At 62.4% G+C, this 24551-nt stretch carries 23 protein-coding genes; 22 read left to right on the top strand and 1 reads right to left on the bottom strand.

The annotated features are described in order from the left end of the window. Window positions 1–193: 193 nt before the first annotated feature. Together dctP and pxpA are read left to right on the top strand one after the other, a co-directional pair. Window positions 194–1171, top strand: a complete 978-nt coding sequence (gene dctP, locus AB4Y44_RS26450; RefSeq protein WP_342922162.1) for a TRAP transporter substrate-binding protein DctP — start codon at window positions 194–196, stop codon at window positions 1169–1171. 129 nt (window positions 1172–1300) lie between these two features. Then, window positions 1301–2077 carry a 5-oxoprolinase subunit PxpA gene (gene pxpA, locus AB4Y44_RS26445; RefSeq protein WP_368701283.1) on the top strand — a complete coding sequence of 259 codons (777 nt, stop codon included), beginning with the start codon at window positions 1301–1303 and terminating at the stop codon, window positions 2075–2077. 13 nt (window positions 2078–2090) lie between these two features. On the opposite strand, the gene AB4Y44_RS26440 is transcribed toward pxpA, so the two are convergent. Further along, on the bottom strand, window positions 2091–2483 hold the full coding sequence (locus AB4Y44_RS26440; protein WP_069268382.1) for a helix-turn-helix domain-containing protein: 393 nt from the start codon (window positions 2481–2483) through the stop codon (window positions 2091–2093). A 702-nt stretch (window positions 2484–3185) separates the two neighbouring features. Between AB4Y44_RS26440 and AB4Y44_RS26435 the strand changes: the two genes are divergently transcribed. From AB4Y44_RS26435 to AB4Y44_RS26340, 20 genes are all read left to right on the top strand, one after another. Further along, window positions 3186–3398 (top strand): hypothetical protein, encoded by a 213-nt coding sequence (locus AB4Y44_RS26435; protein ID WP_141710878.1) that lies wholly within the window; start codon window positions 3186–3188, stop codon window positions 3396–3398. 334 nt (window positions 3399–3732) lie between these two features. Continuing rightward, entirely contained in the window at window positions 3733–4404 is a 672-nt protein-coding gene (locus AB4Y44_RS26430) for a lytic transglycosylase domain-containing protein (RefSeq protein ID WP_069268379.1), read from the top strand. 12 nt (window positions 4405–4416) lie between these two features. Further along, a complete protein-coding gene (locus AB4Y44_RS26425) occupies window positions 4417–4761 on the top strand; it encodes a hypothetical protein (RefSeq protein ID WP_028215745.1) in 345 nt (114 codons plus the stop codon). A gap of 6 nt (window positions 4762–4767) precedes the next feature. Further along, window positions 4768–5196 carry a VirB3 family type IV secretion system protein gene (locus AB4Y44_RS26420; RefSeq protein ID WP_368701282.1) on the top strand — a complete coding sequence of 143 codons (429 nt, stop codon included), beginning with the start codon at window positions 4768–4770 and terminating at the stop codon, window positions 5194–5196. Then, entirely contained in the window at window positions 5189–5398 is a 210-nt protein-coding gene (locus tag AB4Y44_RS26415; RefSeq protein ID WP_069268377.1) for a hypothetical protein, read from the top strand. Before AB4Y44_RS26420 ends, AB4Y44_RS26415 begins: the two co-directional genes overlap by 8 nt. Further along, window positions 5389–7788: a transporter gene (locus AB4Y44_RS26410; protein ID WP_368618993.1), complete on the top strand. Its 2400-nt coding sequence runs from the start codon at window positions 5389–5391 to the stop codon at window positions 7786–7788. Before AB4Y44_RS26415 ends, AB4Y44_RS26410 begins: the two co-directional genes overlap by 10 nt. Before the next feature lie 84 nt (window positions 7789–7872). Continuing rightward, complete coding sequence (locus AB4Y44_RS26405) at window positions 7873–8523, top strand: type IV secretion system protein (protein ID WP_368701281.1); 651 nt, start codon at window positions 7873–7875, stop codon at window positions 8521–8523. Between the two features lie 14 nt (window positions 8524–8537). After that, complete coding sequence (locus AB4Y44_RS26400) at window positions 8538–9470, top strand: type IV secretion system protein (RefSeq protein ID WP_368618994.1); 933 nt, start codon at window positions 8538–8540, stop codon at window positions 9468–9470. Between the two features lie 25 nt (window positions 9471–9495). Beyond that, a complete protein-coding gene (locus tag AB4Y44_RS26395; protein WP_368618995.1) occupies window positions 9496–9852 on the top strand; it encodes a hypothetical protein in 357 nt (118 codons plus the stop codon). 185 nt (window positions 9853–10037) lie between these two features. Continuing rightward, window positions 10038–10940, top strand: a complete 903-nt coding sequence (locus tag AB4Y44_RS26390) for a virB8 family protein (RefSeq protein ID WP_368618996.1) — start codon at window positions 10038–10040, stop codon at window positions 10938–10940. After that, window positions 10937–11773, top strand: coding sequence for a TrbG/VirB9 family P-type conjugative transfer protein (locus tag AB4Y44_RS26385; protein WP_069268372.1), 837 nt, complete (start codon window positions 10937–10939; stop codon window positions 11771–11773). The genes AB4Y44_RS26390 and AB4Y44_RS26385 overlap by 4 nt, the downstream gene beginning before the upstream one ends. Further along, the gene (gene virB10 / locus AB4Y44_RS26380; protein ID WP_368685520.1) at window positions 11766–12974 is read left to right on the top strand and encodes a type IV secretion system protein VirB10; all 1209 of its coding nucleotides are present in this window, start codon (window positions 11766–11768) and stop codon (window positions 12972–12974) included. Before AB4Y44_RS26385 ends, virB10 begins: the two co-directional genes overlap by 8 nt. A gap of 21 nt (window positions 12975–12995) precedes the next feature. Next, window positions 12996–14147: an ATPase, T2SS/T4P/T4SS family gene (locus tag AB4Y44_RS26375; RefSeq protein ID WP_368618998.1), complete on the top strand. Its 1152-nt coding sequence runs from the start codon at window positions 12996–12998 to the stop codon at window positions 14145–14147. A gap of 97 nt (window positions 14148–14244) precedes the next feature. Beyond that, window positions 14245–16566: a type IV secretory system conjugative DNA transfer family protein gene (locus tag AB4Y44_RS26370; protein WP_368685519.1), complete on the top strand. Its 2322-nt coding sequence runs from the start codon at window positions 14245–14247 to the stop codon at window positions 16564–16566. Then, window positions 16559–19174 (top strand): DUF5710 domain-containing protein, encoded by a 2616-nt coding sequence (locus AB4Y44_RS26365; RefSeq protein ID WP_368701280.1) that lies wholly within the window; start codon window positions 16559–16561, stop codon window positions 19172–19174. The genes AB4Y44_RS26370 and AB4Y44_RS26365 overlap by 8 nt, the downstream gene beginning before the upstream one ends. Next, a complete protein-coding gene (gene stbB / locus AB4Y44_RS26360; RefSeq protein ID WP_368701279.1) occupies window positions 19078–19944 on the top strand; it encodes a StbB family protein in 867 nt (288 codons plus the stop codon). The genes AB4Y44_RS26365 and stbB overlap by 97 nt, the downstream gene beginning before the upstream one ends. Continuing rightward, the gene (locus AB4Y44_RS26355; RefSeq protein ID WP_368701278.1) at window positions 19941–20432 is read left to right on the top strand and encodes a hypothetical protein; all 492 of its coding nucleotides are present in this window, start codon (window positions 19941–19943) and stop codon (window positions 20430–20432) included. Before stbB ends, AB4Y44_RS26355 begins: the two co-directional genes overlap by 4 nt. Before the next feature lie 39 nt (window positions 20433–20471). After that, entirely contained in the window at window positions 20472–20807 is a 336-nt protein-coding gene (locus AB4Y44_RS26350; protein ID WP_368701277.1) for a killer protein, read from the top strand. Between the two features lie 62 nt (window positions 20808–20869). Beyond that, window positions 20870–21271 carry a plasmid mobilization relaxosome protein MobC gene (gene mobC / locus AB4Y44_RS26345; protein ID WP_368701276.1) on the top strand — a complete coding sequence of 134 codons (402 nt, stop codon included), beginning with the start codon at window positions 20870–20872 and terminating at the stop codon, window positions 21269–21271. Window positions 21272–21293: 22 nt separating this feature from the next. Then, window positions 21294–24290 carry an LPD7 domain-containing protein gene (locus AB4Y44_RS26340; RefSeq protein ID WP_368701275.1) on the top strand — a complete coding sequence of 999 codons (2997 nt, stop codon included), beginning with the start codon at window positions 21294–21296 and terminating at the stop codon, window positions 24288–24290. The last annotated feature ends 261 nt before the right edge of the window (window positions 24291–24551 follow it).

Below are 24551 nucleotides of genomic sequence, written 5' to 3'. Positions count from 1 at the left end.
TTTTTCAGGTGTTGGGAATAGAAAATAGAAAGTGGAATTTACGCAGGCTTGTCGGCTAAATTGACTCCAAGTTTGCGAGCCGGTTCTTCTATTCCTGACGATGAAAACTACGATTCTCGCTCGATCCGTTTGCTTCGCGGTAGCGTGCCTGCTGGTCGCTGGTGAGTCACGCGCAGCTCTCGGAGATAAGCAAGTGTACTGGTCGATGGTCACGTCATACCCTGAGGACACCGTATCAGGCCACGGTCTTCGCTCGTTCGCCGAACACGTCGCAACGGAAACGCAAGGTTACATAGCGCCGCACATCCAGTATCGGACAAGCAGGCGCGCGGCACAGCTGGTCGACGACGTACGAGCGGGCGATGTCGACGCAGCAGACATCTTCGGTGGCAATCTGGCCGCCCTCGATCCGCTGTTCGAACTGTCAACGTTGCCATTTCTTGCGCGTAGCGAAGCGGACGCGAAAGCATTGGCGTGCATTGCGGAGCCAGCCTATCGTCGCGTGCTTGCGAAAGTCGGTTTGCATCTGCTGGTGGTGTCGCCCTGGCCGCCCACGGGGCTCTGGTCGCTCACGCCTCTCAAGAACGCGAGCGATATCACGCATCTGAAAGTTCGTACCTATGACGAAACGTCGGCGACCGTGCTGGGCAACGTGGGTGCACAGGCGGCCAGTTTGCCTATGGAGCAGGTCAAGTCGTTAGTTGGCGAGGGTGGTATCAATGCAGTGCTGTCTTCCGGGGACGGATCGGTCGGTAACACCCTCGCCGGCATACTTCCGAATTTCGCTGCAGTTCGATACGCCTTCCCGGTTTCGTTTCTTGTGATGAGCGAGAGCCGCTTCAAAGCGCAGTCGGCCCAGCGGCAGCGGCAAATCACAGCTGCTGCTCGTGGTGTGCAGAGTGCGGAATGGCAAGCACTTCCTGAACGGATGGCGATCAACTATGCGCACATGAGGAATAACGGCGTGGTCATCGAGGATCCGATTTCGCCAGAGCTGCGCGCGACGCTGCAGAACGAAGGCCGGGCTAGGGCGCGCGAGTGGCTGGGTAGGGTGGGGCCAGCTGGTCAGGCCATTCTTGATGCCTACATTAATCGTCAGACTGCTCCGGCCGGCACTGGGTGCCGGCCGGGAGTGGTGGAAACACTCGACGCGGCGGTCTGGGATGAATAAACGAGCCAGGATTGTTTTCGTTGTCGCGGCAGCGAGGTGTGCAACTCGAGGAATGAGGTGTTTGGTGATGGTGCGATTTCGGTTGATACGCACTGCGAAAGTACTGTAAGAGTTGATGTGAGGGAAGAAATGAATGCAAAGTCAATCGATCTGAACGTCGATCTCGGCGAAGGGTTTGAGCATGACTTCGAGCTGATCAAGCTCGCGAGTTCGGTCAACATCGCCTGCGGCTGGCATGCTGGCGACCCTCTGACGATGCGACGGGTCACAACAGAGGCGATTCGACAAGGCGTCGCAATTGGAGCGCACCCGAGCTTTCCTGATCGCGAGAACTTCGGCCGCGCACCGATGTACCTACCGGCTGACGAAGTTTATGCCGGCGTGCAGTATCAAGTGGGTCCGTTGGCGGCTGTCGTGGCGGGCCTCAACGGCCGCCTGGTGCACGTGAAGCCTCATGGGGCACTCTACAACATGGCTGAGGTAAACGACGAGCTCGCCGTCGCCATCGTGCAGGCGATAAAAGACTACGACCCGGGGCTGCTTATCTACGGACTCGCTGGTGGTCTGCTCGTCCGCCTGGCCCGTGAAGCGGGATTGCTTGCAGTTGACGAAGGCTTTGCTGATCGCGCATACACCCCGGAAGGCAAGCTTGTGCCGCGATCGCAGGCGAATGCCGTGTTGGATAGCGATGTAGCGGCGTGTCAGCAGGCGCTGGGCATGGTGCGTGATGGCCGGATCAAGGCAATCGATGGCCGCTGCATCAAAATTCAGCCAGGGACACTGTGCCTTCACGGGGACGGTGCCCACGCTGTGGCGTTTGCGAACCAGATCGGCGATGCCTTACGCGACGCCTGCATTGCTGTCAGGGCGCCGCAGACTACGCGGCACGTTTCGGAGCACGCGTGAAAAGCGAGGTCGCCTAAAAGGCGAGATCGATTGCTTTCTTGACGAGCAACTGATCGACCTGACCGGAGTCGGCGGCACTTTGGTAAATGAGGGCGACCAGTTTGGACTTTTTCTCTGTGTCGATGGGACGCTTTTCAAGCGCGATATCGACCGAGACGAGGACGCGGCACAGCATATGTTCATCGACAGCGCCGTGGCGCATCACACGGGTTCCCGTCACCAGGTACAGAATGTCGAAGCCGCGCTGAGCGAGAGCCGCCAGATAGCCGACATCAGGCAGACGCACGCCCTGTTCGTAGTTGAATTGCGCACGACGACTGACGCCGGAAATTGCATGCATCTCGCCTTGGGAAAATCCGAGCCGTTCGCGTTCCGCAATAAGTCGCGAGCCAAAGGTTTCTGGCATAAATGTTCTTAAAATTGACAAGTGGCACAAACGTGCCTATATTCTGCAAATGTGATCAAACTTGCTCAGTATAGAGGGGCTTGAATGGCACTCAAAACCCTGGAAGAGGTTCGGCATGAATTCGATCGATGCGGCGTCCCGGTATCAAGCTGAGGGAATCAACGCAGACGCCGCCCAATCTATCGTAAGCGGAGTGTTGCCGGAACGGTCCAAAGGCAAGTTGAGGACATGCTCATTGTGCGGCCGCCCGTATCTGACGCAGTACCACCGGAAAGGGAGGGGTAGGCGACGGTGAGCAACTAAAGCGGCGACTTCAAGCGGGCTTCGTTGCTGAAGCTGACGGCACGAACTACGGTCCGCGCATCGCGGCAAACGCGCACGGCCTTCGCTGTTGCCATTGAGTGATCTCCATCGAATGAGAGTGCAGTGCGAATCTTCAGTCGCTATATATAAAGCAGTCCTACTTATATGATAAGGAAACCTGAGTGAGGTCTGTGCGCCAGTCGAAATGGTGTGTGCAGCTCATCCGTATGCGCATCGCACGTCGAAATCGCAACTCGCCGCTTCTTCGACCAGCCAATGCACGAGTTGGCCTGTCGCGGCTTCGTTCGCGTGTGTGATGCTGGACAGGAGAGATAGCAGGAAGGGCTCCCCGGGCCGATGGCGTGCCCGTGGGAACTGACCACATCGGAGGGCACGGAAATGGGCGCAGTTTTCGGGTTGATTCAAAAGGGCGTGTGCGCACTGCTGCTGTTCGTGGCGGTGACGTCTTTCCTTGGCTTCGCGTACTGGTTGGTTGAGCGGCATTCATCGCCGCGTGATCTGTTTGCGGTGGCGATCGTGGGTTTGGGTTGGGCCGCGATCGGCTGCGTTGCCTACAGGCGCGGTTGGCCGCGCGAGAAGCGAGGGGGGTGAGCCATGCGGAACCTCTTTGGAGATCGTCTTGTAAAACGGGGCTCAATTGGCCTGTTGCAGCTGGGCGTGCTCGCCGATTGGGGCTGCGGCGGTCCGGGCTGGCTTCTCGAACACTACGTACGCTGGGTCGACCAGCGGATGCAGGGGCTGTCGCTATCGGCCATTGTTCCGGCCGCTCTCGACTCGGGCATGGGCGGTACGGCTGCAAAGCGGGTGACGCCCCAACTGCCTGCGGTCGCGGTTGCCGTCGCTGTAGGCGTCGCGCGTCGGCTCAGGCGCGACCGAGGCGCCACATGAAAGCCCGCCTCGTGTTTGGGCCCGCAACGGAGCGGTCATGATGCCAGTCGACTTCGCGATGCTCGCGCAGCAATGCGCCCCGGCCGTCTATCCGACCACCCTGCAGGCGCTCGTCAGAGCCGAATCCGGTTTCAATCCCTTCGCCATCGGCGTGGTCGGCGGCCACCTGGTGCGCCAACCGCGCAACCGCGACGAGGCGGTGGCGACCGTGCGCGCGCTTGAGGCGGCTGGCTGGAACTACAGCATGGGCCTGGCCCAGGTCAATCGCGCGAACCTGCGGATCTATGGCCTTACCCCTGAAACCGCGTTCGATCCGTGCGCGAACCTGCGGGCGGGCGGCGCCATCCTCGCCGAATGCTACACCCGCGCGGCCGCCGGCGGACGCGTGCCGCAGGATGCCGTGCGTGCGGCGCTTAGCTGTTACTACAGCGGCAATTTCACGCGCGGCTTCAAACCGGATGTGGGTGGCACGAGTTATGTCCAGCGCGTGGCTGCGAACGTCCCCGATAGCGAAGCCAGCGCTGCTGTCGTGCCGCCGATCGCTGTCGTACCGGAGGGCAAGGCACCCGTTGTGCATACAGCATCGCGCGCAGTAGTGCACCCGGCCCGTGTGCGGCGGGCCGATGACTCAGTGAGCACCGACACCGGGGCCGAGCACGCCCAACAGGTCAATCACCATCCAGCCTGGGACGCCCTGGGCGATTTTTGACGGAGCAGGCAGATGAAGAAGATTCTTCTCGAACCCTTGACCGGCCGTGCCGCGGCTTTGGTGCGTTTGCGTGGCAGGAATGCCGGGCGCATCGGCGCCGTGGTCATGTCGATGGCCGCCCGCGGAGCCCGGGCGGGCGGTGGCCTGGCAGCGGGCACGTCGGCGGCCAACACCTTCACGCTATGGTTTTACGGATTCTGTGGCGTGATGGCTGGTTCGTATCTGCTGTGGGTTGGGGTCCAGTGCTGGTCCAACAAGGCCGACTGGATTCATGACTTCGGCGGCGGCATCGCGAAGGTGGCCGGCGTGGGTTCGGCACTCGTGCTCGCCGGCTGGGCTTTCGGACTCTTCGCCTGAATCACCATGGAAGACGAACGCACGCTGTACCCCTCCTACGCGGGTCTTAACCGTACCGCGATGATCGGCGGCGTCCCGATGTTTCCGGCGCTGATCATCGGCTGTACATCGCTGATCACCAGTATGGTCGGTGGGTTCGTGCTCGGTCCCGGTGGTCTGTTGATAGGCTCGGCTGGTGTGCCCGTCTTCCTGTTTTTCCGGCATGTCTGCGAGACAGATGACCAGGCACTGCGCCTGACGTGGCTGGAATTTCGCTGCTGGCTGGACCGCCGTCGTGTGCCGGTATTCGGCAGGACATACACGCTCGCACCGATGCGGTATGGCCGCGACCTGAACGTGTACACCCGCTCGTTTTCGCGCGGCCGGGACCTTGAGCGCTTCGAGGCGCTGCGTCAGCGCCTGCTTGCGCAGGCAGAGGAGGACGAAGATGAATGACCGCAAGCCTGCGCACAATCCTGCGCTGTCAACAGATGGCGCTGCCAGTGCGTGCACGCCTATTGTGGGCTACGCCATGACGGCTGGTGCTCCCGGTTCGGGCAAGACAATGTATGACGTGTTTCGCCGGCTCGCGGAGGAGCGCCGTCGCATTTGCGGCGCGGACGACATGCCGTACGCGGGAGACGAAGCATGCGCGTGACCAACGAACTGAACCGGCTTGTTACGTCCGCGGAGGACAAGCTGCCGCGCATCGGCCGTCCGGTGTCGGAAACGGTGACAAGCGTCGACAACGGCGGCGCCTTCCTGGTGATGCGCGTGAACGGCGTGCCGTTCGAATCGGTGAGCCGTGGCGAGATCGAAGCACGCTACGACGGCTGGAACCGTCAGCTGGCCGCGATGACGCTGGAGAAAGGTAATCGCCTGTCGCTGTGGACCACGTTTCGTCGGCGCAGCATCTCGTTCGGCGACGAGTACCGCTTCTACAATCCGTTCATCCAGCAGGCCGTCGACAAATACCTGCGGCGTTTCCGCAGGCACGATCACTTCGAGAACAGTTTCTACATCACCGCGATCCTGCAGGGCGACGACCTGGACGAGACGGTGCGCGAGCTCGAGGAGCTGGGCGAGGGACTGATGAAGGCTATCGTCGCCTACGATCCTCAACTGCTCGAAGCATACGGGCACAACGGCATCCTGTTCTCGGAGGCGTATCAGTTCATTGGCGAACTCGTGAATGGCGTCGACGAGCGCGTGCCGGCCACGCAGGCCACCGGACGCGACCTGATCCCGACGTCGCACCTGCACTTCCACTACGACACGGTTGAGATCCGCACCGATCGCTCAACCCGGTTCGCGGTCTGCTACGACCTGAAGGATTTTCCGAAGGCCGGCTGGGGGCAGACGAATCCGCTGCTGTCGCTGCCCGTCGAATTCACCTTCACGCAGAGCCTGGGCTGTCTGAGCACTGCCGAAGCGATGAAGGCGATCGAAGACCAGATCAATCACCTGAGGTCGGTCGAGGACAAGGCGAAACACCAGATCAAGGAACTGGAGGATGCGGTGGCGCTGATCGCCGGTCGGGATCTCGCATTCGGCGACTATCACGGGGCGCTCGTCGTGTACGGCGACACGCCGGAGAAGGCCATCAGCAACGGCGCGTACGTAACCAGTCGGGCGCTGAACGATTGCGGTTTCAAGTTCGTGAAGGCGACGGCATCGGCACCGTTCACGTACATGAGCCAGGTGCCGGGATTCAGGACGAAGCCGCGGCCGATGCCGAAATCGACCCGCAGTCTCGCATCGTCGTTTTCGATGCATACCTATTCGGCCGGCAAGGCACGCGGCAATCCGCTCGGCGATGGCTCGGCCCTCATGCCGGTGCAGACCGTTGCGAAAAGCCTGTTCAGCCTGAACTGTCACGCTTCGCGCCTGGATGAGGACAGCGTGGGCGAGAAGGTTGCCGGCCACACGCTTATTCTCGGCTCGACCGGCACGGGCAAGACCACCCTCGAGACGATGCTGCTCGCCTTCCTCGAGCGGTTCGACCCGAAGATCTTCGCGCTCGATCTCGATCAGGGTCTGCGGATCTTCCTCGAGGAGATGGGAGCTGTCTACTACACGCTGCGCGAAGGCGAGCCGACCGGTCTTGCGCCGTTTGGCCTGCCCGAGACGAAGCGCAACCTCGCGCACCTTTACGACCTGGTGGGTGCCTGCTGCCGCGACGAGAACGGCAAGCTCAGTGCTGACGACCAGCGGCAGATCAAGCACGCGGTCGACACGGTCATGAAGCTCGAGAACATCGAGCACAGAACCTTCAGCCGCCTGCTGGAGTCGATCCCGGATACGGGCGACGAGAACGGCCTGTGGGTCCGTCTTAGCCAGTGGTGTGGTGCAACTAACGGTCGATTCTCGTGGGCGCTGGACAACATACCGGATGCGTTGACGAACATTGCCGAGGTGCGCCGGATCGGTTTCGACGTCACTGACTTCCTGAAGAAAGACTATGCCGCCACGGAGCCGGTGCTTGCACACCTGCTGTACCTCAAGGACCAGATGCAGAAGAGGGGCGGACTGCTCGCAACGGTGATTGCCGAATTCTGGCTGCCGGCCAGCTACCCCACCACGCAGGAGCTGATCCGCAAGTCGCTCAAGACGGGCCGCAAGGCAGACGAATTCCTGATCCTGGATTCGCAGTCGCCGGAGGACGCAATCCAGTGTCCGGTGTTCGCCGAGATCCGCGACCTGACGGCGACAAAGATCTATCTGCCGAACCCGGACGCGACGCGCGACGGTTACAAGCTCCTGAACCTGACCGACCGCGAATTCGACACGCTCAAGAGGCTGTCGAAGGAGTCCCGCACGTTCCTGATCAAGCAGAGCAACCAGTCGGCGTTTGCAACACTGGACCTGGGCGGCATGAACGACGAGATCGCGGTGCTTTCCAGCAGTCTGGACAACGTTGCGATCTGGGAAGAATGCACGCGCGACGCACATGGCGACACGGACCTGCGAATGCAGCTGTTCCAGGCACGCCGCAAGGGCAAACGCGATCGAAAGCACGAGGCCGAGGTTGTTGAGGAAACCGAATGACGACGACACACGATCTTCAGCGCTCGTCGTCGATCGAGCCAGCGACGGGCGAACATCCTAGCAGTCCAGCTTGGGAGCGCGACGATGAAAATTATTCGCAATTTGACGGGCGCCGCATTGATCGTGGCCACATTCACGATGCAGGCAGCGCAAGCGCAGGGTGTCCCGGTGATCGACCTGCAGGCGATCGCGCAGGCGATCTCGACTGTCAAAGAGCTGGAGCAGCAATACAGCCTGCTCTCTGACCAGTACCAGTCGACGATCGGCAATCGCGGCCTAGGAAACATCTTCAATGACCCGTCGCTGCGCAACTACCTGCCGGATCAGTGGCAGTCGGTCTACGACGAAGTGAAGAGCGGACAGTTGAACGGAATCAGCGGCCTCGCCAGCAGTATCGAGAGCCAGGAGGGGATGACCGCGTACACGCCCGGGCAGCAACGTCTGAACGATACTCTGGCCGCCAACAAGGCAATGGCGATGCGCTCGTATCAGGTGTCGATCGACCGGCTGACGAACATCCAGCAGCTGATGCAGCAGTCAAACCTCACGCAGGATCCGGCGGCGAACGCCGATTTGCAAAACCGGTGGGCGGCAGAGAACTCGTCGATCAACGCGGAAAAGATGCGCCTCGATCTCGCGGCGCGACTTCAGGATGCGGAGAAGGATTTCGCGCAACAGGCTGCCCATAACGACATGCAGCAACGGCTGAACGGCGACGACGACGCCGATCAATAACGCGGAGTGCGATCGTGCAACTGCAAATCTTTACCGAAATGTTCAACTCGTTCGATCAGAACGTGCTGAACACGATCAATACCGGCTCGGCCCGGATGATCTCACTCATCAGTCCGCTGGTCGCTGCCTGCTTTAGTCTCTATGTCCTGCTCGTACTCGTGTCGTACTGGCGTGGCCACAACGACAGCCCGATATCCGACTTCCTGCTGAAGATGGCAGGGTGGGCGGCTGTGCTCACGCTCGGGATGAATATCAGCTATTACAGCGAGTACGTGGTGCCGTTCTTCAATGGCCTCGGGGACGATCTAAGTAGTGCCTTGATGGGTGGCAACAGCCTGAGTAGTGGGCTCGATACGCTGTTGAATCTCTATATATCCGCTATCAAGAGCATGTACAACGGATTAGGCGTTACTGATGTTGGTCTATTCGTCGAGGTTTCAGTGCTCGCACTCTGCATCCTCCTAGTTGGTGTGCCATTTCTTGCTATTGCTGCGGCCTACATCATCCTTGCGAAGTTCGCACTTGGATTGCTGCTTGCGCTAGGGCCTGCGTTCATCGTTGCGGCGCTGTTTCCTGCCACGCGGCAATTTTTCCAAAACTGGGTTGGGCAATGCCTGAACTATGGTCTGCTCGTTGCGCTGTTCGGTGCCGTGGGTGCAATCGAGGTGAGTTTTATGACCTCGGTGCTGCCGAAGAACTTCAGTGTCAGCGATGTCATGCTGACCTACACCATTGAGGGAAAGATTATCGCTGCAGGGCTGGTGTTCATCGTGGTGTCGCTGAGCATGCCGTCACTTGCATCGCAATTGGCAGGTGGCGTAGGTATCTCATCGATGGTCGGTAAGATCGGCAACGCGGCCAGTGGAGCCATGAGGGCGATGAAGCTGATGGGTGGTTCCAGAGGTGACGCATCGTCAGCGTCCACTAACTCAATCGGCCGCGCCTGATCTTGACTACTACCAGGAGGAATCGATGAGGGCCATCGGGTTTATGACTGCGGCAGTTGTGGTCATTGTTTCATTGACACAATTCGGTTGCGGTAAGCATGACGGCAACGAATTTGTGGGCACATGGAAACGCGTCAGCCAGAACGGCTGGTTCGAAGTGAACATTGCTCGGAATGGTGATGGAGACGACTTCTACGTTTCACACAAGGTTCCCAATCTCGGTGCCGATGGCGAAGCGGATAAATGGAAAATCGTGCGGGAACCAGCAGTAGCGCAGGACGGAAAGATGGTTGTAAGTGGTGGGGTTCCGTACGTCATCACGATCGACAAGGCAACTGGACATCTTGTTGTTCCCGGTGCCGAGTTTGAACGCTCGAAGTAAATGATGCGCCGTCCGTCGGAGCAGCCAGCGACGGCGGACACTACACCCCGATCGGAGATTGACGTGAAATTAGTCGTCGTGCTTTTCGGCGCCGCGCTGCTTGCTGCGTGCTCGTCGGCGCCAAAGCCGACCCAACCTGAGGGGCCGTGGATGCCTGTCAACCATGCGACACAGGGGAGTGCGCCATGAAATGGATGCCATGGAAGCCGGCGCGGGTGCAGGCTGAGCCAGTCGCGGTTGCCGTCGACGGCAATTGCGCGGCCGCGCTGCAGCACATTGCGGCAAAACTCGCCGACGCCGAGCCGCGCGAGATGGCGCGGATGTATTTCAGGGAAGCGCTCTCGTTCGAGAAGTCCCGGCAGCAGCTGCAGGAAAACATGACGAAGATTGCATGGCGCGTTGCGGGCGGGGCCATGTTCATCGCACTTATCTCTATTCTTGGCTCGTCAGCCTTAGTACAACTAAAGAGACCGTCACCACCCGTGATTATTAAGGATAACACCGCGACCGGCGACGTGCAGGTGATTGATGTCGCGCACAGTGGATCCGTGACGTTCGGTGAACTCGAGGTGCGGGCAGCACTGCGCACGTATGTGAAGCTACGTGAGAAGTACGACTGGTACACGATCCAGGACGCGTACGACACCGTGACGCTGATGAACTCACCACGCGAGCAGGCGTTGTACGCGGCGCTCTACAACCGCAAGAACTCGCCGCAAAACGTGCTCACCGACAAATATCGCGTGATTGTGCGCCCAGGTGCAATTACGTTCGTCGGATCCACCGCACAGGTGTTCTTCTCGAAGACGATGCTTTCGCTGCCGTCGCAGGGCGGCTCGACGTCACCGCCGCCTAAAACCGAATACTGGGTCGCGACGATCACCTACGATATAGGCGATCTGCCGACCCGCAGCGACGAACAGGAGCTCAATCCAACGGGCTTTCGTGTCACCAGCTACTCGGTTGACCGCGACTGGACGCGCAGCACCGCAGACGGCGCGACACCGATGCCGTCCGCGGCCACATCGTCCCAGTCGGCACCGTCGAGTATGTCGTTGAGTGCACCGGCCGGAGGGGCCAATCCATGACCATCCGGTTCCCGAAAGCGCTTACTGCAGCGTCGATCGCTGCCGCGCTATTCGGCATGTGGCTACCGGCTGTCGCCGAAGTCGTGCCCGGTGCATGCGGCAGCGACCGGCACATTGCGTGCGCCGTGTATGACCCGAATGAGACGTACCGGATCGCCTATCGCCCGGGCGAGGCGACTGTCCTCGTCTTCGAGAAAGGCGAAAAGATCGACGGCGGCGGCATGGGCGACGGCAAGGCATGGACGGCTGGCCCAGCCGGCAACGGCTTCTTCTTCAAGCCGAAGGCACCGCAGGCGGCCACCAACCTGATTCTGCTCACGAACAGACGTCGCTATGTGCTCAAGCTGGTCCCGGTCAGGAGGCACGAGGAAGCAGTCTGGTCGCTGACCTTCGATTATCCGGACACGCGTGCAAAGGCGTCGGCGGCGGCCGCGGTGCGCTCGGCCGAAGCGCGGGCACTGCTGGCGCAGACCGTCAGCGCGTCTGGCGTGGGCAACTTCAATTACGACATGCATGGTGATACGACACTCGCGCCAACGGCGCTGTGGGATGACGGCCGCTTTACCTACTTCGAGTTCAGTACGAGCCGCGACCTGCCGCAGATCTATCGCGTGTACGGGGACGGCAAGGAAGCGCTCGTCAATCCTGATGACGTGCGCGGCCCCGTGCTGGTGGTGCACGACACGGCGCAGCGCTTCAACCTGCGCCTGGGGGACGCCGTACTCGGCATTCGCAACAATGCATACCGGCCAGACGGCCAGCTGAACCCGACAGGCACGACGATTCCGGGCACGGTGCGGCTCGTGAAGCAAAAGGAGGCGGGCGGTGAGTGACGATATCAATCTGAGCGGTCCGAACCCGGCGAACCCGACCCCGGTCGAGCCCGCCGGCATAGGCGAGCGCGGGGTGCCGGGTGTTGGCCGCACGAAGCGCAAGAGCCCGTTCCGGATGTTACCGATCGTCATTGGGATGGTGCTGGTCCTGCTGTTCGGTGCGATCGCAGTGGGTGTCGCGATCAAACGGTGGTCGGCGCAGCATCACGCCGAGTCCGAGGCGGCAAGGGCGGAAGCGGCAAAGGACAAGCCGTCAGATGACCGGCACGACTTTGCGCGCGACAAGGCAAAGATCGAAAAGCAGCGGGCAGAGGAAGCGGCGATGGCGTCGGAAGCGGCTGTAGCAAGCGCGGCGCTTGCTACACCTGCGCATGCGAACGCAGCCAGTGCAGTGAATGGAAACGGCGCCGCTGCAGCGACGGCGGCCAGCGCCGCCGAGACGCCGGCGCAACGCAAGCTCGATGGCGACGTGCTGCTCACATCAAAGGATGAGAGGACGACCGACGCGGCAGCCCCTGGTGGCACGCCCGGGTTGACCGGTTCGCATGCCGGATTCGCGAAGGATGGACTGGACAGCAAGCTGCAGCCATCGAAGCTGGAAACGGTGAAGGCGGAACTGATGCCGTCGCGAGACTTCCTGCTGATTGCGGGGACGACGATCCCGTGCGTGCAGGGTGCGGAGATCGTGACCGACTACCCGGGCATGACCAACTGCCACGTGGCGAAAGATGTGTACTCGGCGAACGGCAAGGTGCTGCTGGTCGAGCGTGGCTCCGAGGTCGTGGGCGAGCAGCGGCAGGCGCTGATGCAGGGTCAGGCGCGGATCTTCGTGATCTGGACGCGGCTGACGACGCCTGATGGCGTAAAGGTGCAACTCGATTCGCCGGCGGCCGATGCGCTCGGCGGCAGTGGCCTGCCGGCCTACGTCGACAACCACTTCTGGACGCGGTTTGGCGGCGCCATGATGGTCAGCCTGATCAGCGATGCCGGTCAGGCGCTGTCGACACTGGCCGCGAACTCGGGCAGTAGCGGCATCCAGTTTAACAACACCACGAATGCCGGTGGTGAGGTAGCGGCCGAAGCACTGCGCAACACCATCAACGTGCCGCCGACCGCGTATTCGCAGTACGGGTCGATGACGACGATCTTCGTTGCGCGCGATGTGGACTTCTCCGACGTGTACGAACTGGCGACGCCTTGATTCATTTAATTCGAGGTGCTTATGAGTATGCAATACGACGACAGTCTTACGGTACGCAGTCACCTCAAGACACTCGGCATCGCCGCAATGCTGGCGATGCCCGGCGTCACTGAGTTTGCGGTTAACCGTCCGTATGAAGGCTGGACCGAAACGCTCGACGGCTGGCAGCGCCATGATCTTCCGAATGCGTCGCTGGAAATGCTGAACCAGTTTGCACCGGCTCTGGCCATCTACAACAAGGCGAAGCCGCCGCTATCGGCGGCCGAGCCGGAGAAGCCGGTGCGCCTGCCCGACGGGGAGCGCGGCCAGATCGTGATTCCACCGGCGTGCGAGCCGGGCACTGTGTCGCTGACGATTCGCGTGCCGAATTCAACGCGCCTTTCGGTACAGCAGTGGTCGGATGCCGGGCGGTTCGCCAGGTTCCGTGATGTGGTCCGGGGCGGACCCGGCGGTAGTAGCGCAATGACGCCGGGCGAGATCGACGCTGCGGCGGCACGGGCAGGCTCAGAGGGCATGGACGTCAGTCGTGCCACTGCGGTGTTCAATCCGTCCCGGGCGCTGGGCGCCTATGGCCTGGCGCGCTTCCAGCATGAGATGCTCGACGCGCTCGCGCAGCGCGATGTCGTGCGGTTTCTGAGGCTGGCCATCCTGAACCGGCTGAACATCGTGCTCGTGGGCGGCACGGGCTCCGGCAAGACCACGCTGATGAAGGCGCTGGCGGACCTGATCCCGATCATTCCGCGCGAGGCGCGTCTGGCGACGATCGAGGATACCCACGAGCTGCCGTTGCCACTGCATCGAAATCACGTTCACCTCTTCTACAGCGAGGCGGTTCCAGCGCGACGCCTGGTGAAGGCGACGTTGCGCATGAAATGCGATCGCGTGCTGCTTGCGGAGTTGCGCGGCGACGAGACCTGGGACTACCTGACGCTGCTCAACACCGGACACCAGGGCGGGTTGACGACGGTGCACGCGAACGACTCGATCGCGACGCTCACGCGCATCGCCACGCTGGTCAAGCAAAGCCCGGTCGGGCAGACGCTCCCGTTCGATTACCTGATGCGCGAGATCCGCATGACGGTCGACGTGGTGCTGTTTATGGAGAACCGGGACCTGACAGAAATCTGGTTCGATCCGGTCAGTAAAAACAGGCTGCTGCGAGGTGATGCATGAGATTGCGATCGAACGATTCCGCCATTGGTGACAGTGGCAGGCACACCGGCCGGGAACCCCTTGAGCGGCAGACGCACGCGGCAGCGGGAGCGTCAGCATGAAAGCCCGTCTCCTTGTTGGCGGCCTGCTTGGCATTGTGTCCGGCGCAGTCGTTTTCGCCGCCGGCCGTCTGCTTCATCTCGACGCGATCAGCGATCCTGTCGAAATGGGGGCCGTGATTGCTCTCGTCGTCGTGACGTGCGCGTTGTGGGGCGTGTGTGCGAGCGCCGTGCTGCTAAAAACCGCGACGCTTGCCGACCGGGTCATCGCGGCCGGTCTGCTTGCACTGGTGGTTCTGATCGGTCTCGCTGCGGCCGGCCAGTACGTCGGCGCGATGCTGTTTGCGAAGCTGGAAAAGTTGCCGGACTCCGCAATCGGGCTGTGGACGCTGCACGACTACTGGCGCGCCTTTGGCGACGTGAAGGCGGTGAAACGCTCGCTGCAGATGGCGACAGCGGCATCGATCATCGTGCCGCTTGTGCCGGTAGCGGCGATCGTCGCGGCGCTGGTCATGAAGCCGAAGCGCGAACTGCATGGCGATGCCCGCTTCGCCTACAGCTACGAGGTTCGGCGGTACGGCCTGCTCGATGAGGCTAACGGGCGCGGTCGAAACAGGGGCGGCCGCAAGGGCGATCACCGCGACCCGTCGATCATCGTAGGGCGGTACAAGGGCAAGTACCTGACGTTCCGCGGAACGGAGTTCGTGATGGTTGCTGCGCGAACGCGTTCACGCAAAGGTGCAGCCATTGTGATCCCGAATCTGCTCACCTTTCCGGATTCGGTGGTCGTACTCGATGTGAAGGGAGAGAACTACGACCTGACGTCGCGGTACCGGCAGGCCTGCGGCCAGCAGGTGTTTCGCTGGGCGCCATTTGATCACACTGGCTACACGCACCGCTGGAATCCGCTTTTCAGGATTGCGAAGAGTGCATCCTTCGTGCGGGTCGGTCGCCTGCAGGCGATTGCAGCGCGCCTGTATCACACGACCGACGGTCGCAACAAGTTCTTCTATGAGCAGGCGAGTGACCTGTTCATGGGCTTCGCGCTCTACCTGATGGAGATGACGGGTGACTGTACGTTCGGACAGGTGTTGCGGCTCGCGACCACGCCCGACAAGAAAGTGCGTGAGCACCTTTCGGATCTGATGCAGCACGAGCCGCAGAAGGGGGTGCCGCTGTCGGGCGATTGCCTGGGCGCGCTCTCGCGCGTGCTGGCCTCGCCCGACGAGACGATGCTGAACATTGTTGCGACGTTTAACGCCGGTCTGCGCCTGTTCAGCAACCCGATCGTCGACCAGGCGACGAGCGCATGCGACTTCGAGCTCGACCGCGTGCGGCGCGAGCTGATGTCGATCTACGTTGTGCTGCCGGTGCGTGAGCTTGCCGTCGCGAGCCTGCTCGGCAACCTGTTCTACACGCAGTGGATCGAGGACAACCTCGACGTGCTGCCGGGCGACGATCCGGCCATCAAATATCAGTGTCTTGGCGTGGGGGACGAATTTACCGCGCTCGGTCGCATCGAGGTACTCGACAAGGGCAACGCGTTCATCGCGGGCTACTGGATTCGCCTGCTCACGATCCTGCAGTCGAAGGCGCAGCTGGAGCCGAACGATCTGTACGGGCCGGCCGGGGCGCGCACGCTGATCACCAACCACGCAGTGCTGGTGGCGTACGCGCCTGGCAACCAGCAGGATGCAAAGGAACTGTCCGAGACGCTGGGGACGTTCACCGAGAAGGCAACCTCGAAAAGCCGTAATCACGGCCGCAACACGTCGACCGGCACGAACACGTCGGATCAGGGCCGCGCGTTGATGCTCGATCAGGAACTGAAGCGCATGGAGCAGGACCAGGAAATCGTGCTTGGTTTCCAGCGTCCGATCCTGTGCGAGAAGGCGACCTATTACGAGGATGACCTGTTCATCGACCGCATGCGCTCGGTCAGTCCGATGCTCGCTGCGATCAACAAGCGCCTGCCCACCGAAGACGAAATCAAGGCGGCCTGGCGTGCCGGTGAGCTGCGAGCGAACGGCATCCCGACGCACAACCCGGAGACGTATCACGCGGCGCTGTCCGCGAGGGCCGCTGGCGAAATCCGACTTGCACGTCAGGCCGGTGCGAAGCCGCTGACCGCGGCCGAGCTTCTCGTGCTCGACCAACGCGCGCCCGGGCCACTCGCGACCGGCATGGCGCTCGCGGGCTTCGAGGCTGACCTGGCCGAGCTTGGCGTCGCGATGCGCGAGGACGTGCGCGAAATGCTCGCGGGCATCCGCATCGATTTCAACGTGGCAGGCGGGGATGACGCTGTCCAGGACCGGATTGAACCGGCGCTCGCGTCTGTCGCGCCGGCGGACAACGAGGCAAAGGAGGTATCACATGGCTGACCCGAACAGGCCGAAAGGCAAACGGACGTATCTGGACGTCCCGTTCAGGGAGAAGGACGCGGCGCACGATCTGGGCGCCAGGTTCGACCGGCGATCGAAAAAATGGTACGTGCCGCGCGGCACTAACGTGGCGCCCTTTGCGCGGTGGATGCCGACGCAAGAGCCGCAGGCAGGGCAGGCACCCGGAGCAGTGCGCGGGCAGCCGCAGACGCTGTTCGGCAGTGAAGCCGACATCGAGCGGGAAGCCGTGCGGCTGAGCGAGCTAATGGGTCAACCGCTCGATGAGTCCCGCGCCTTCGTGCGGGACTCCCTTCAGGCCGCCGCGGAAAGGGCGGGACTGGAGGCACGGGACCGGTTGCGCGCGCAGGGTGCCTCTGCGTTCGAGATGATTGACGGAGTGCGGGAAGCCGGTGTCCACGCGCGGCACCAGTATTTCGCCGACCGGCAGCATCTGTATGGACGGGGCGCGCGCGTTGGCCAGCAGGCTGCACAGCCGAAGCTCGACGACGCGGCGCTCGGCCGGCGCTTTCGCGAAATGATCCAGTCGATTACGACAGCGGTCACGCTGCGTGGCAACGAGGTCAACCATACGCTTGCACTTGAGCAGCGGCTGGAGTCGATCCATCGTGAAGCGTGGCGCAAGTCCGGCAACGCTGTTGATGGCGAGCGCGCGATTGGCGAGCAGATCCGCAACCGCACTGGTTTTGCGGCGGAGACCCTGCCGCCACGGGCAGCCAAAGCGCTGGCCAAACTTCGCGATGAAGCGGGCTTGAGTCCGATGGAAATCGACGAGCGCACGCCTGCGCGCGACGTGACGGATTCCGACCCGGTGGACGACGCGCTTCCGGTTGACGGGGCAAGCGTCGCGCCGCAAAACCGGCATCGCCATCGCGAGCCAGAGCGCAGCGACGGCATTGCCACCTTCGCGGACATCGCCGAAGCGTTCGAACCGGTGGCGACGATGCCCGCGACCGGTAGTGAGCAGGAGGACAGAACGGACTGGTCGATGGTGGCGAAAGACCTGGCCGACTTTCGGGGGATGACGGGGCGTATCAGGGAGGAGTTCGGGAAAGGCAAGGCCGCGCCTGAAGTTGCCGCCGCACTTGATCAAGAGCTTGCGTTTCTGTCGCCGGCCGCCCGCGAGCCGTTCGTGACCTACGTGCGCGAAGCACTCGACAGGCAGGTCGATGCATCACTGGCGCAATCTCCAGCCTCGCAGGCGCAGCCGGACGTCAAGACGGATGGCGATTTGGTGACCTTTGCCGACGTCGGCGATGCAGCGGCAATCAACGACGCAATGCGCCGCCGTGGCATCACAGGAAATGCCGTGCCCGGCAACGAGGACGTCGCTCGCCCGACTGTCGACGCGGCGGCGGCGAACGAACCCGTTGTTCAGCCCGGCCGCGCTGCGAACGATACGTCGATGGACACACCGGCGGTGTCGGGCATGATCGACACGCAGATCGGGCGCACGCAGACGCCCGCGCAGAATGAAACGGACGCAAGAAATCCGGCGAACGATCCGGAGCGCCCGGCGTTTGACTCCGTGTCGACTCAGGATCTGGAGCGCGTGCGCACGGTGCGCGAGGGCGAGCGAGTGGCCGCCGAGCGGTTGCTTCGCGAACAGGGCAAGCCGATGCCAGGGCTGCACGCGGGCGACGCCGGTGCAGCGGCAGACGCGCACGAGGCTGGCGTTGCGGGTATCGCCGACAGCAGCGACAACCAGATCGGCGTCGATCCTGCCTCACGCAAGCCGGTCGTGACGAAAGACGGCTACGACGTGCCCGCCCATATCGCGGCGCGCTACATGGTGAAGGATGGCCGGTTCTGGAAGCTCGATGGCATGGAGGCCGGGTTGGGTACGTCGGGCGCGCAGCGGGATCCGACAGCGACCACGCAGCCGCACTTCGAGGATGTCGGGGCACGCCTGTACTCCCGGCAGAACGATCGCTCAACGATTGCCGACATGATGGCAGTAGCGAAGGCCAAGAACTGGGATTCGATCGTGGTGCGCGGCAGCGAAACGTTCCGCCGCAACGCGTGGATCGAAGCGTCCCTCGCGGGTGTGGATGTAAAGGGCTTCAGGCCCGCCGAGAGCGACGAGGCATTGCTCGAGGCCGTGAAGCGTGAACGTGCGGCGCTGACGATCAAGGCCGGAACGTCGCCGACGCCGGATGTCGCGCAGAAGACGAACCCGGCGAAGGAGAATCCAGCGGCCGCGCCGTCAAACCCAAAACCGGAAGCGGCGGCCAGCGCAGCGCGTTTCTCGCCTGCTGCGGACATGGCGGCAGCGCCCACGCCTGAAGCACTCAAAACCGTCGCGCAGTTGCGCGAAGTCCTCGAAAAGTCGCTTGAGCGGGCACCCGCACGCATGCGTGCCGAGGTGATTCACCGGTTCGATGCTCGCATGCAGGCGGGCACGGAGATCGAGGCCCGGATTGCGCGCGGCGAACTGGGTCGTGACGCCGGCCCGGCCGAGATTGACAGGCGCGCGGCCGAGCTGCATGCGGCGTGGACGGCACCGAAGGCCGCGCCTGCATCGAGCCCGTCGAACAGCCCGACGCCCGCGCAAGCGCAGAAAGGCGGCCTGGCGCCGAAAATGATGTAAGTCGCGAAACTCCAAATTTTGATGAGGATTACAAAATGAGTATGGCTATCGTGAACTGCTCGGGCAACGTCGGCAAGACTACCGTGACCCGCGAACTGCTCGCGCCAAGGCTGCCATCCATGCTGGTACGCCAGATTGAGTCAATCAATACGGATGACTCGGCCGGCCCGAAGGTCGAGGTGATGATCGCCGCACGCTTTGACGAACTCCATGACGAGCTGATGCGCGGCCGTGATCTGCTGGTCGATATCGGTGCGTCGAACGTCGAGGAGTATCTCAACCGCCTCAATGGTGCCAAAGGGGCACAGGAGGATTACGCGTGCTTCGTTGTGCCCGTCGAACCGGAGAGCAAGCAGATGAAGGACACCATGAAGACGATCAACATGCTCGCGGATCTCGGCGTCGAGTCTGGGCGCATCCGTGTGCTGCTCAACAAGGTCGATCTGGTCAGGAGCGAGGACCGCGAGGTAACGCTGCGCCGGCACTTCGGGCAACTGTTCGAACTGCATGAGAGGGAGCGGACTTTCGAACTGAATCAGGATGCGCTGATCCCAAAGAACGACGTGTTTACGCTTGCTGCGGCCGCCGGTCGTACGATCCACGATATTGCGACAGACGGGGTGGACTACAAGGCGCAACTGATCGACGCTGCGAGTGCCTCTGAGAAGGACCGTCTCGTGAGGCTGGTTGGCCTCAAGCGCAAGGCGCTGTCGATCCAGCCGTTGATGGATCAGGCGTTTACCGCACTGATGGCAGGGGTGGATGCATGAACGAGCCGACGCCGCAGCCGGATCACGCCGGGCGAGCGTCTGAGCGCCTGGGCCAGGTGATCGCCACGATGCCGGCGTCGAACGAGCTCGCCGTGCTCGCGGAGATCCTGATCGAGCAGATGAAGGTCGTGGATGCACAACACCATGTTGTCGCGCTGATGGAGTCCACCGACCAGAAACTGACCGCGACGGTGCAGGCGCTGCGCGAGGAGAACACGCAACTGACGAAGCTGCTCACGCAATCGCGCCAGGCGTTTATCGGCGAGGTGGCCGCGAAGGCGGCTGACCAGGCGCGACGTGCGGCAACAGCAGATGTCGTGGACGAACTGGCGCGGCTGCGGGCTGCCGTTGAATCGCGTGGTCGCGTCGTACCCACGAATCCGGCAGTTGCAGCAACCGGTTCGCTCGTCGCCTGCATCGGGATTGCGTTCTGCGCGGGCGCTGCGCTCATCTGGGTGGTTGCCCGTCTGGCACACACGCTCACCTAGCAGAAAGCCACCGCATCTCCTCGAGGGGAACGTTAGATCATGAACGCAATGAAACGACGGTCGACTGCGGCCGCGCTGTGCAGCGCGGCACTGGCCTGTGCGCTCGCCACGCCGTCATCGCACGCCGATGATAACCAGGATGCATGTGGCGCGGTGCTCTGTCTTGCCGGTTTGATCATGGGTGGCAATGGCGGCAAGACGTGCGCCGAATACGAGGCGGGCTACTTTTCCATCGTCCGTTTTCACCACGGTCACTTCGATGAGGGCGGCACGGCCAACGCGCGAGGCGATTTCCTGAACCAGTGCCAGTCGGCCGGGAGTGACGTGAAGGGGCCAGTCAATTCGCAATACGGGCGAACCCAGTACGGCCCCTGACTCTTGCACGCCGGTGGCGGCAGTTCGCCGCCCGATGTCTCTCTGGTAACGGAAAACATGCGATGAGCGCAGACGATCTCAATGTTGTGGCGGAAGCCAGGCGCCGTGGTCGCAAAAAAGTGCAAAAGGCGCTCGGCAGGCCTGTCAGCACGCGGCTCACCGACGACCAGTGGCAGGTCTTCAATGAAAAGGTCGAACGCTCCGGCATGAGTCCATCCGTTTTTTTGCGCGAATGCATCCTGACGAACCGCACGCAGATCGTCGCGCGTCCACCCGCGACTGTTGAGCGGCAACGGATCATGTACGTGATCAACAAGACCGGCAACAACCTGAACCAGCTGGTCCACGTGGCGAATACGGCGCGCGCGGCTGGCCAGCTATCCGAATCCACGTTTGTCGCCCTGGTCGACGAGCTGGAGTTGATCACGCAACTGCTGAAGGCCCATCTCCATCGTGTTGATTAGAGTGGACGGCCGTCACGACGGCGTGAAGCAGTACCTCGAGGAAGGCCGCAAGATTGGCCGCGACCTGGATCGCGACGACCTTGATGAACGTGTGGTGCTCGCCGGTGATCTCGACCTGACCGACGCAGTGATCCAGTCGATCAGTGCCGCACCCGGTGTCGAACGTTACCTGTCCATCACGCTCTCCTTCAAGGAGGATCACGTCACCCGGGAAACGATGTTTCAGATCGTGCGGGAGTTCGAGGCGTTCGCGCTGCACGCCTACCGCCCGGACGAATACAGCTTCTATGCCGAGGCGCACCTGCCCCGGATCAAGAGCTATGTGGACCAGCGCACCGGCGAACTGGTTGAGCGCAAGCCGCATATCCATATCGTCATTCCGCGCTGGAACCTGCTGGCTGAAAGGCACCTGGAACCGCTCGGCTACGTGCGCTCCAATCTGAGCTTCATTGACGCGTTCCAGGAGCATGTCAACGCGCAGTATGGCCTTGCGAGTCCGAAAGACAACCGGCGCACGCTGCTGACCGACGCATCGGAAATGATCAGCCGCTACCGTGGCGACCTGTTCCGTGCGAACAGTCGCGAACTTAAGGAACAGATTCTCGACGCGGTGCTGGATCGCCAGATCGAGACCCATGCGGATTTCATGGCGCTCCTGCACGAGCACGGTGCCGTGCGCATGCGCAATACCGGTCTCGACAGCGCCTACCTGAATGTGAAGCCGGCTGGCGCGGACAAGGGCGTGAACCTCAAGGAATACGTATTCACGCCTGAATTCATCGCACTGCCGACCGCTGAGAAGCTGCAGGCGCTGTCGGCAGATGCGGCCGACCGCTATGAGGCTGGCGTTGCGCCCAGACGCACACCAGCGCATATAGCGGCCGTGCTCGATGAGTGGTACACCACCCGCGCGCGCGAAGTGAAGTATCTCAACAGCGGTAGCCGTCAGTATCAGCGTTACCAGGAATCCTCGCCCCACGACCGCGAACTGATGCTTGCGGATCTCGAACGCGGCTTTTACGCACAACATCTGAAGGTACATCATGAACGAGCAGACGACTCCCTACCCGGCTTCGCAGGACACCTTCAACGAAGCGGACGCGCATTTGAATTCGGCGCCCAGCCGCCCGACGTCGTCGACGGGCCAGGCGCGCGCGAATCAGAACTCGACACGTCCGAACCCTTCGATGATGGATACGGCGGGCTCGATGCCGAGTTTGACCTTATCCCAGGTTGGGCGTACCCGGCGCCCGAACCCTTCAACGCTGTGCGAAACGTGCCCGGCCGCCCTGTGGACGGCATCAGACATCGATCTGCAGTGCTATTGCCGCATCATGCGTTTCACCAGCTGGAGCCAGACGGCGCCGTATCCGCGCACGGCCTGCGACGGGCTACAGATCGCGATGGAGAGCCTGCAGCGCAACGAGTAGGGCACGCAGCTCCCCCAGTCGGGCTGGACGCGTACCACCGTGCGCTTGAGAGGCACTATGCGTTCGGCGATCCGTTCGACACCCTGGCAGTGATGCGGAAGCATCCGGCATGGACACCATCCGGCATGTCGCCGCCACGCTGGTTTTCGGGCGACCGGCGAGACGCGTTTCCAGACCGGTTCGACTCGATCGACGCGTCGTTCGAGTTCGAGGCAGGCCGGTCATTCCTGCGGACGCCGCACGCATTGGCGGTTGATGCTCCACCGTACCGGTCGCGCCGCTCTCACACCGACGACGCCACGTATGCCACACCGAGACACACGGGGCGCGTCTCGGACAGCGCGGTCTCGCAACTCGCGCGCGAGCTTCGGCAGCGTGATGAGTCAGGTAGTCAGCACGCTGAGTTTCGTGAGATTCGCCAGGGTCTTGATGCCCGTCGCCTGCTTGCCGAACTGTCGCACACGCACGGCGTGCGGCCCGCGAAATATGCGGTCACGATGGGCCGCGACGGCGCCGATCGCATCCGCGCGGGCTCGCGCAATCTCAACGTGTCGGACTTCCTTACGAAAGAACTCAATCTGTCGTGGCGTGAAGCCGCACCATTGCTACGCGCAGTGTATGAGCGACAGCAGGCCGGTGAGCCGGTTCCGGCTCCGCGCGAGCTGCCACGCGCGGCGCTCTGGCGTGAATACTCGGTCGCGCGCGAAGCGCATGTCGTGGCCCGTAGCGAGGCGTGGCTCACGCAGCGCGCAAATGAACAGTGGCGCCGCGCTGAGATCCGCGCAGCGTTCGACACCAGGCGCGCGGAAATCCGGCAGGATGTGCGACTCACACCGGCTGGCCGACGAGCGGCGACGTCACTCGCACGCGCCGGGCAGCTGGGCCGCGACGACGCGCTGCGGGAGTCGATCGCACGCGAGCGGGCCGCACTCAAGGAAAAATTCGGAGCCGCAGGCGGCCCGAGCTTTTCCGGCTGGCTGCGCACGCGGGCGGAAGAGGGCGATGAGCGCGCGCTCGAGGAGTTGCGACGCACTGCGGGCCCGGAGCGTGTATCGGGCGCGGTCAAGGTCGATGCCGAGACCGGCGGCGAGGCGTTCAACGTGATCCGGCCGAACACGCCACGGCAGCACGCGCAGGACGAATACAATGCGATCATTTTCCGCTCGCCGGGCCTATCCTGGTCGGTCAACGAACGTGGCGACGTTACCTACCGGCATGACGGCCGCGACATTGTTCGTGATCGTGGCACAAGCGTTCAGGTGCTGCAGGCGGAGCGGTCCGCCATCGAAACCGGGCTGCGGCTCGCGCAGGGCAAGTTCGGCCGCACGCTCGAACTGACTGGCGACGACGCGCACCAGATGGCGGCCGCGAGGGTGGCCGTGGACGCCGGGCTGCGCGTGCAGTTCAGCGACGAGCGACTGAACCGGGCGATGGATCAGTATCGCCACGCTCGCGTCGACCAGCAGGTGCAGGACGCGCTCGGCACGTCTGGCGCCTGTCCGCCCGCCGATCCACTGCCACAGGCGCAATCCGATCGACCGGCACAGGATTGGCCGAAGCCCTCCGAGGACGGTAAGCCAACCCTCTGATGCTCGATCGGACCGGCAACTCCGCGTCGAGCGCCTCGTGTCCGCTCGTCACCGTGCGGCCGTGCGCCGAAGCCAGTTGCGAGGCTCGCCACACAGATCCGGGTGTATCGTCTCGACGTTCAGTAGCGGCAGCGCCATGGTGCCCCCAAAGAATGCCTGTATATATATATAGTAATCGTGTCGGGTCTGCTCGCAAAAGTCACGCGGTCAGTCGGTGCGTGACTGCTTTGTATTCAAATCATGCTGAACTGCGATCTTGCG

Origin of the sequence: Paraburkholderia sp. BR10937, assembly GCF_040965695.1 — a bacterium.
Classification (GTDB): domain Bacteria; phylum Pseudomonadota; class Gammaproteobacteria; order Burkholderiales; family Burkholderiaceae; genus Paraburkholderia.
The sequence above is the reverse complement of the archived record's forward strand: the minus strand, read 5'-3'. Positions and strand labels throughout refer to the sequence as shown.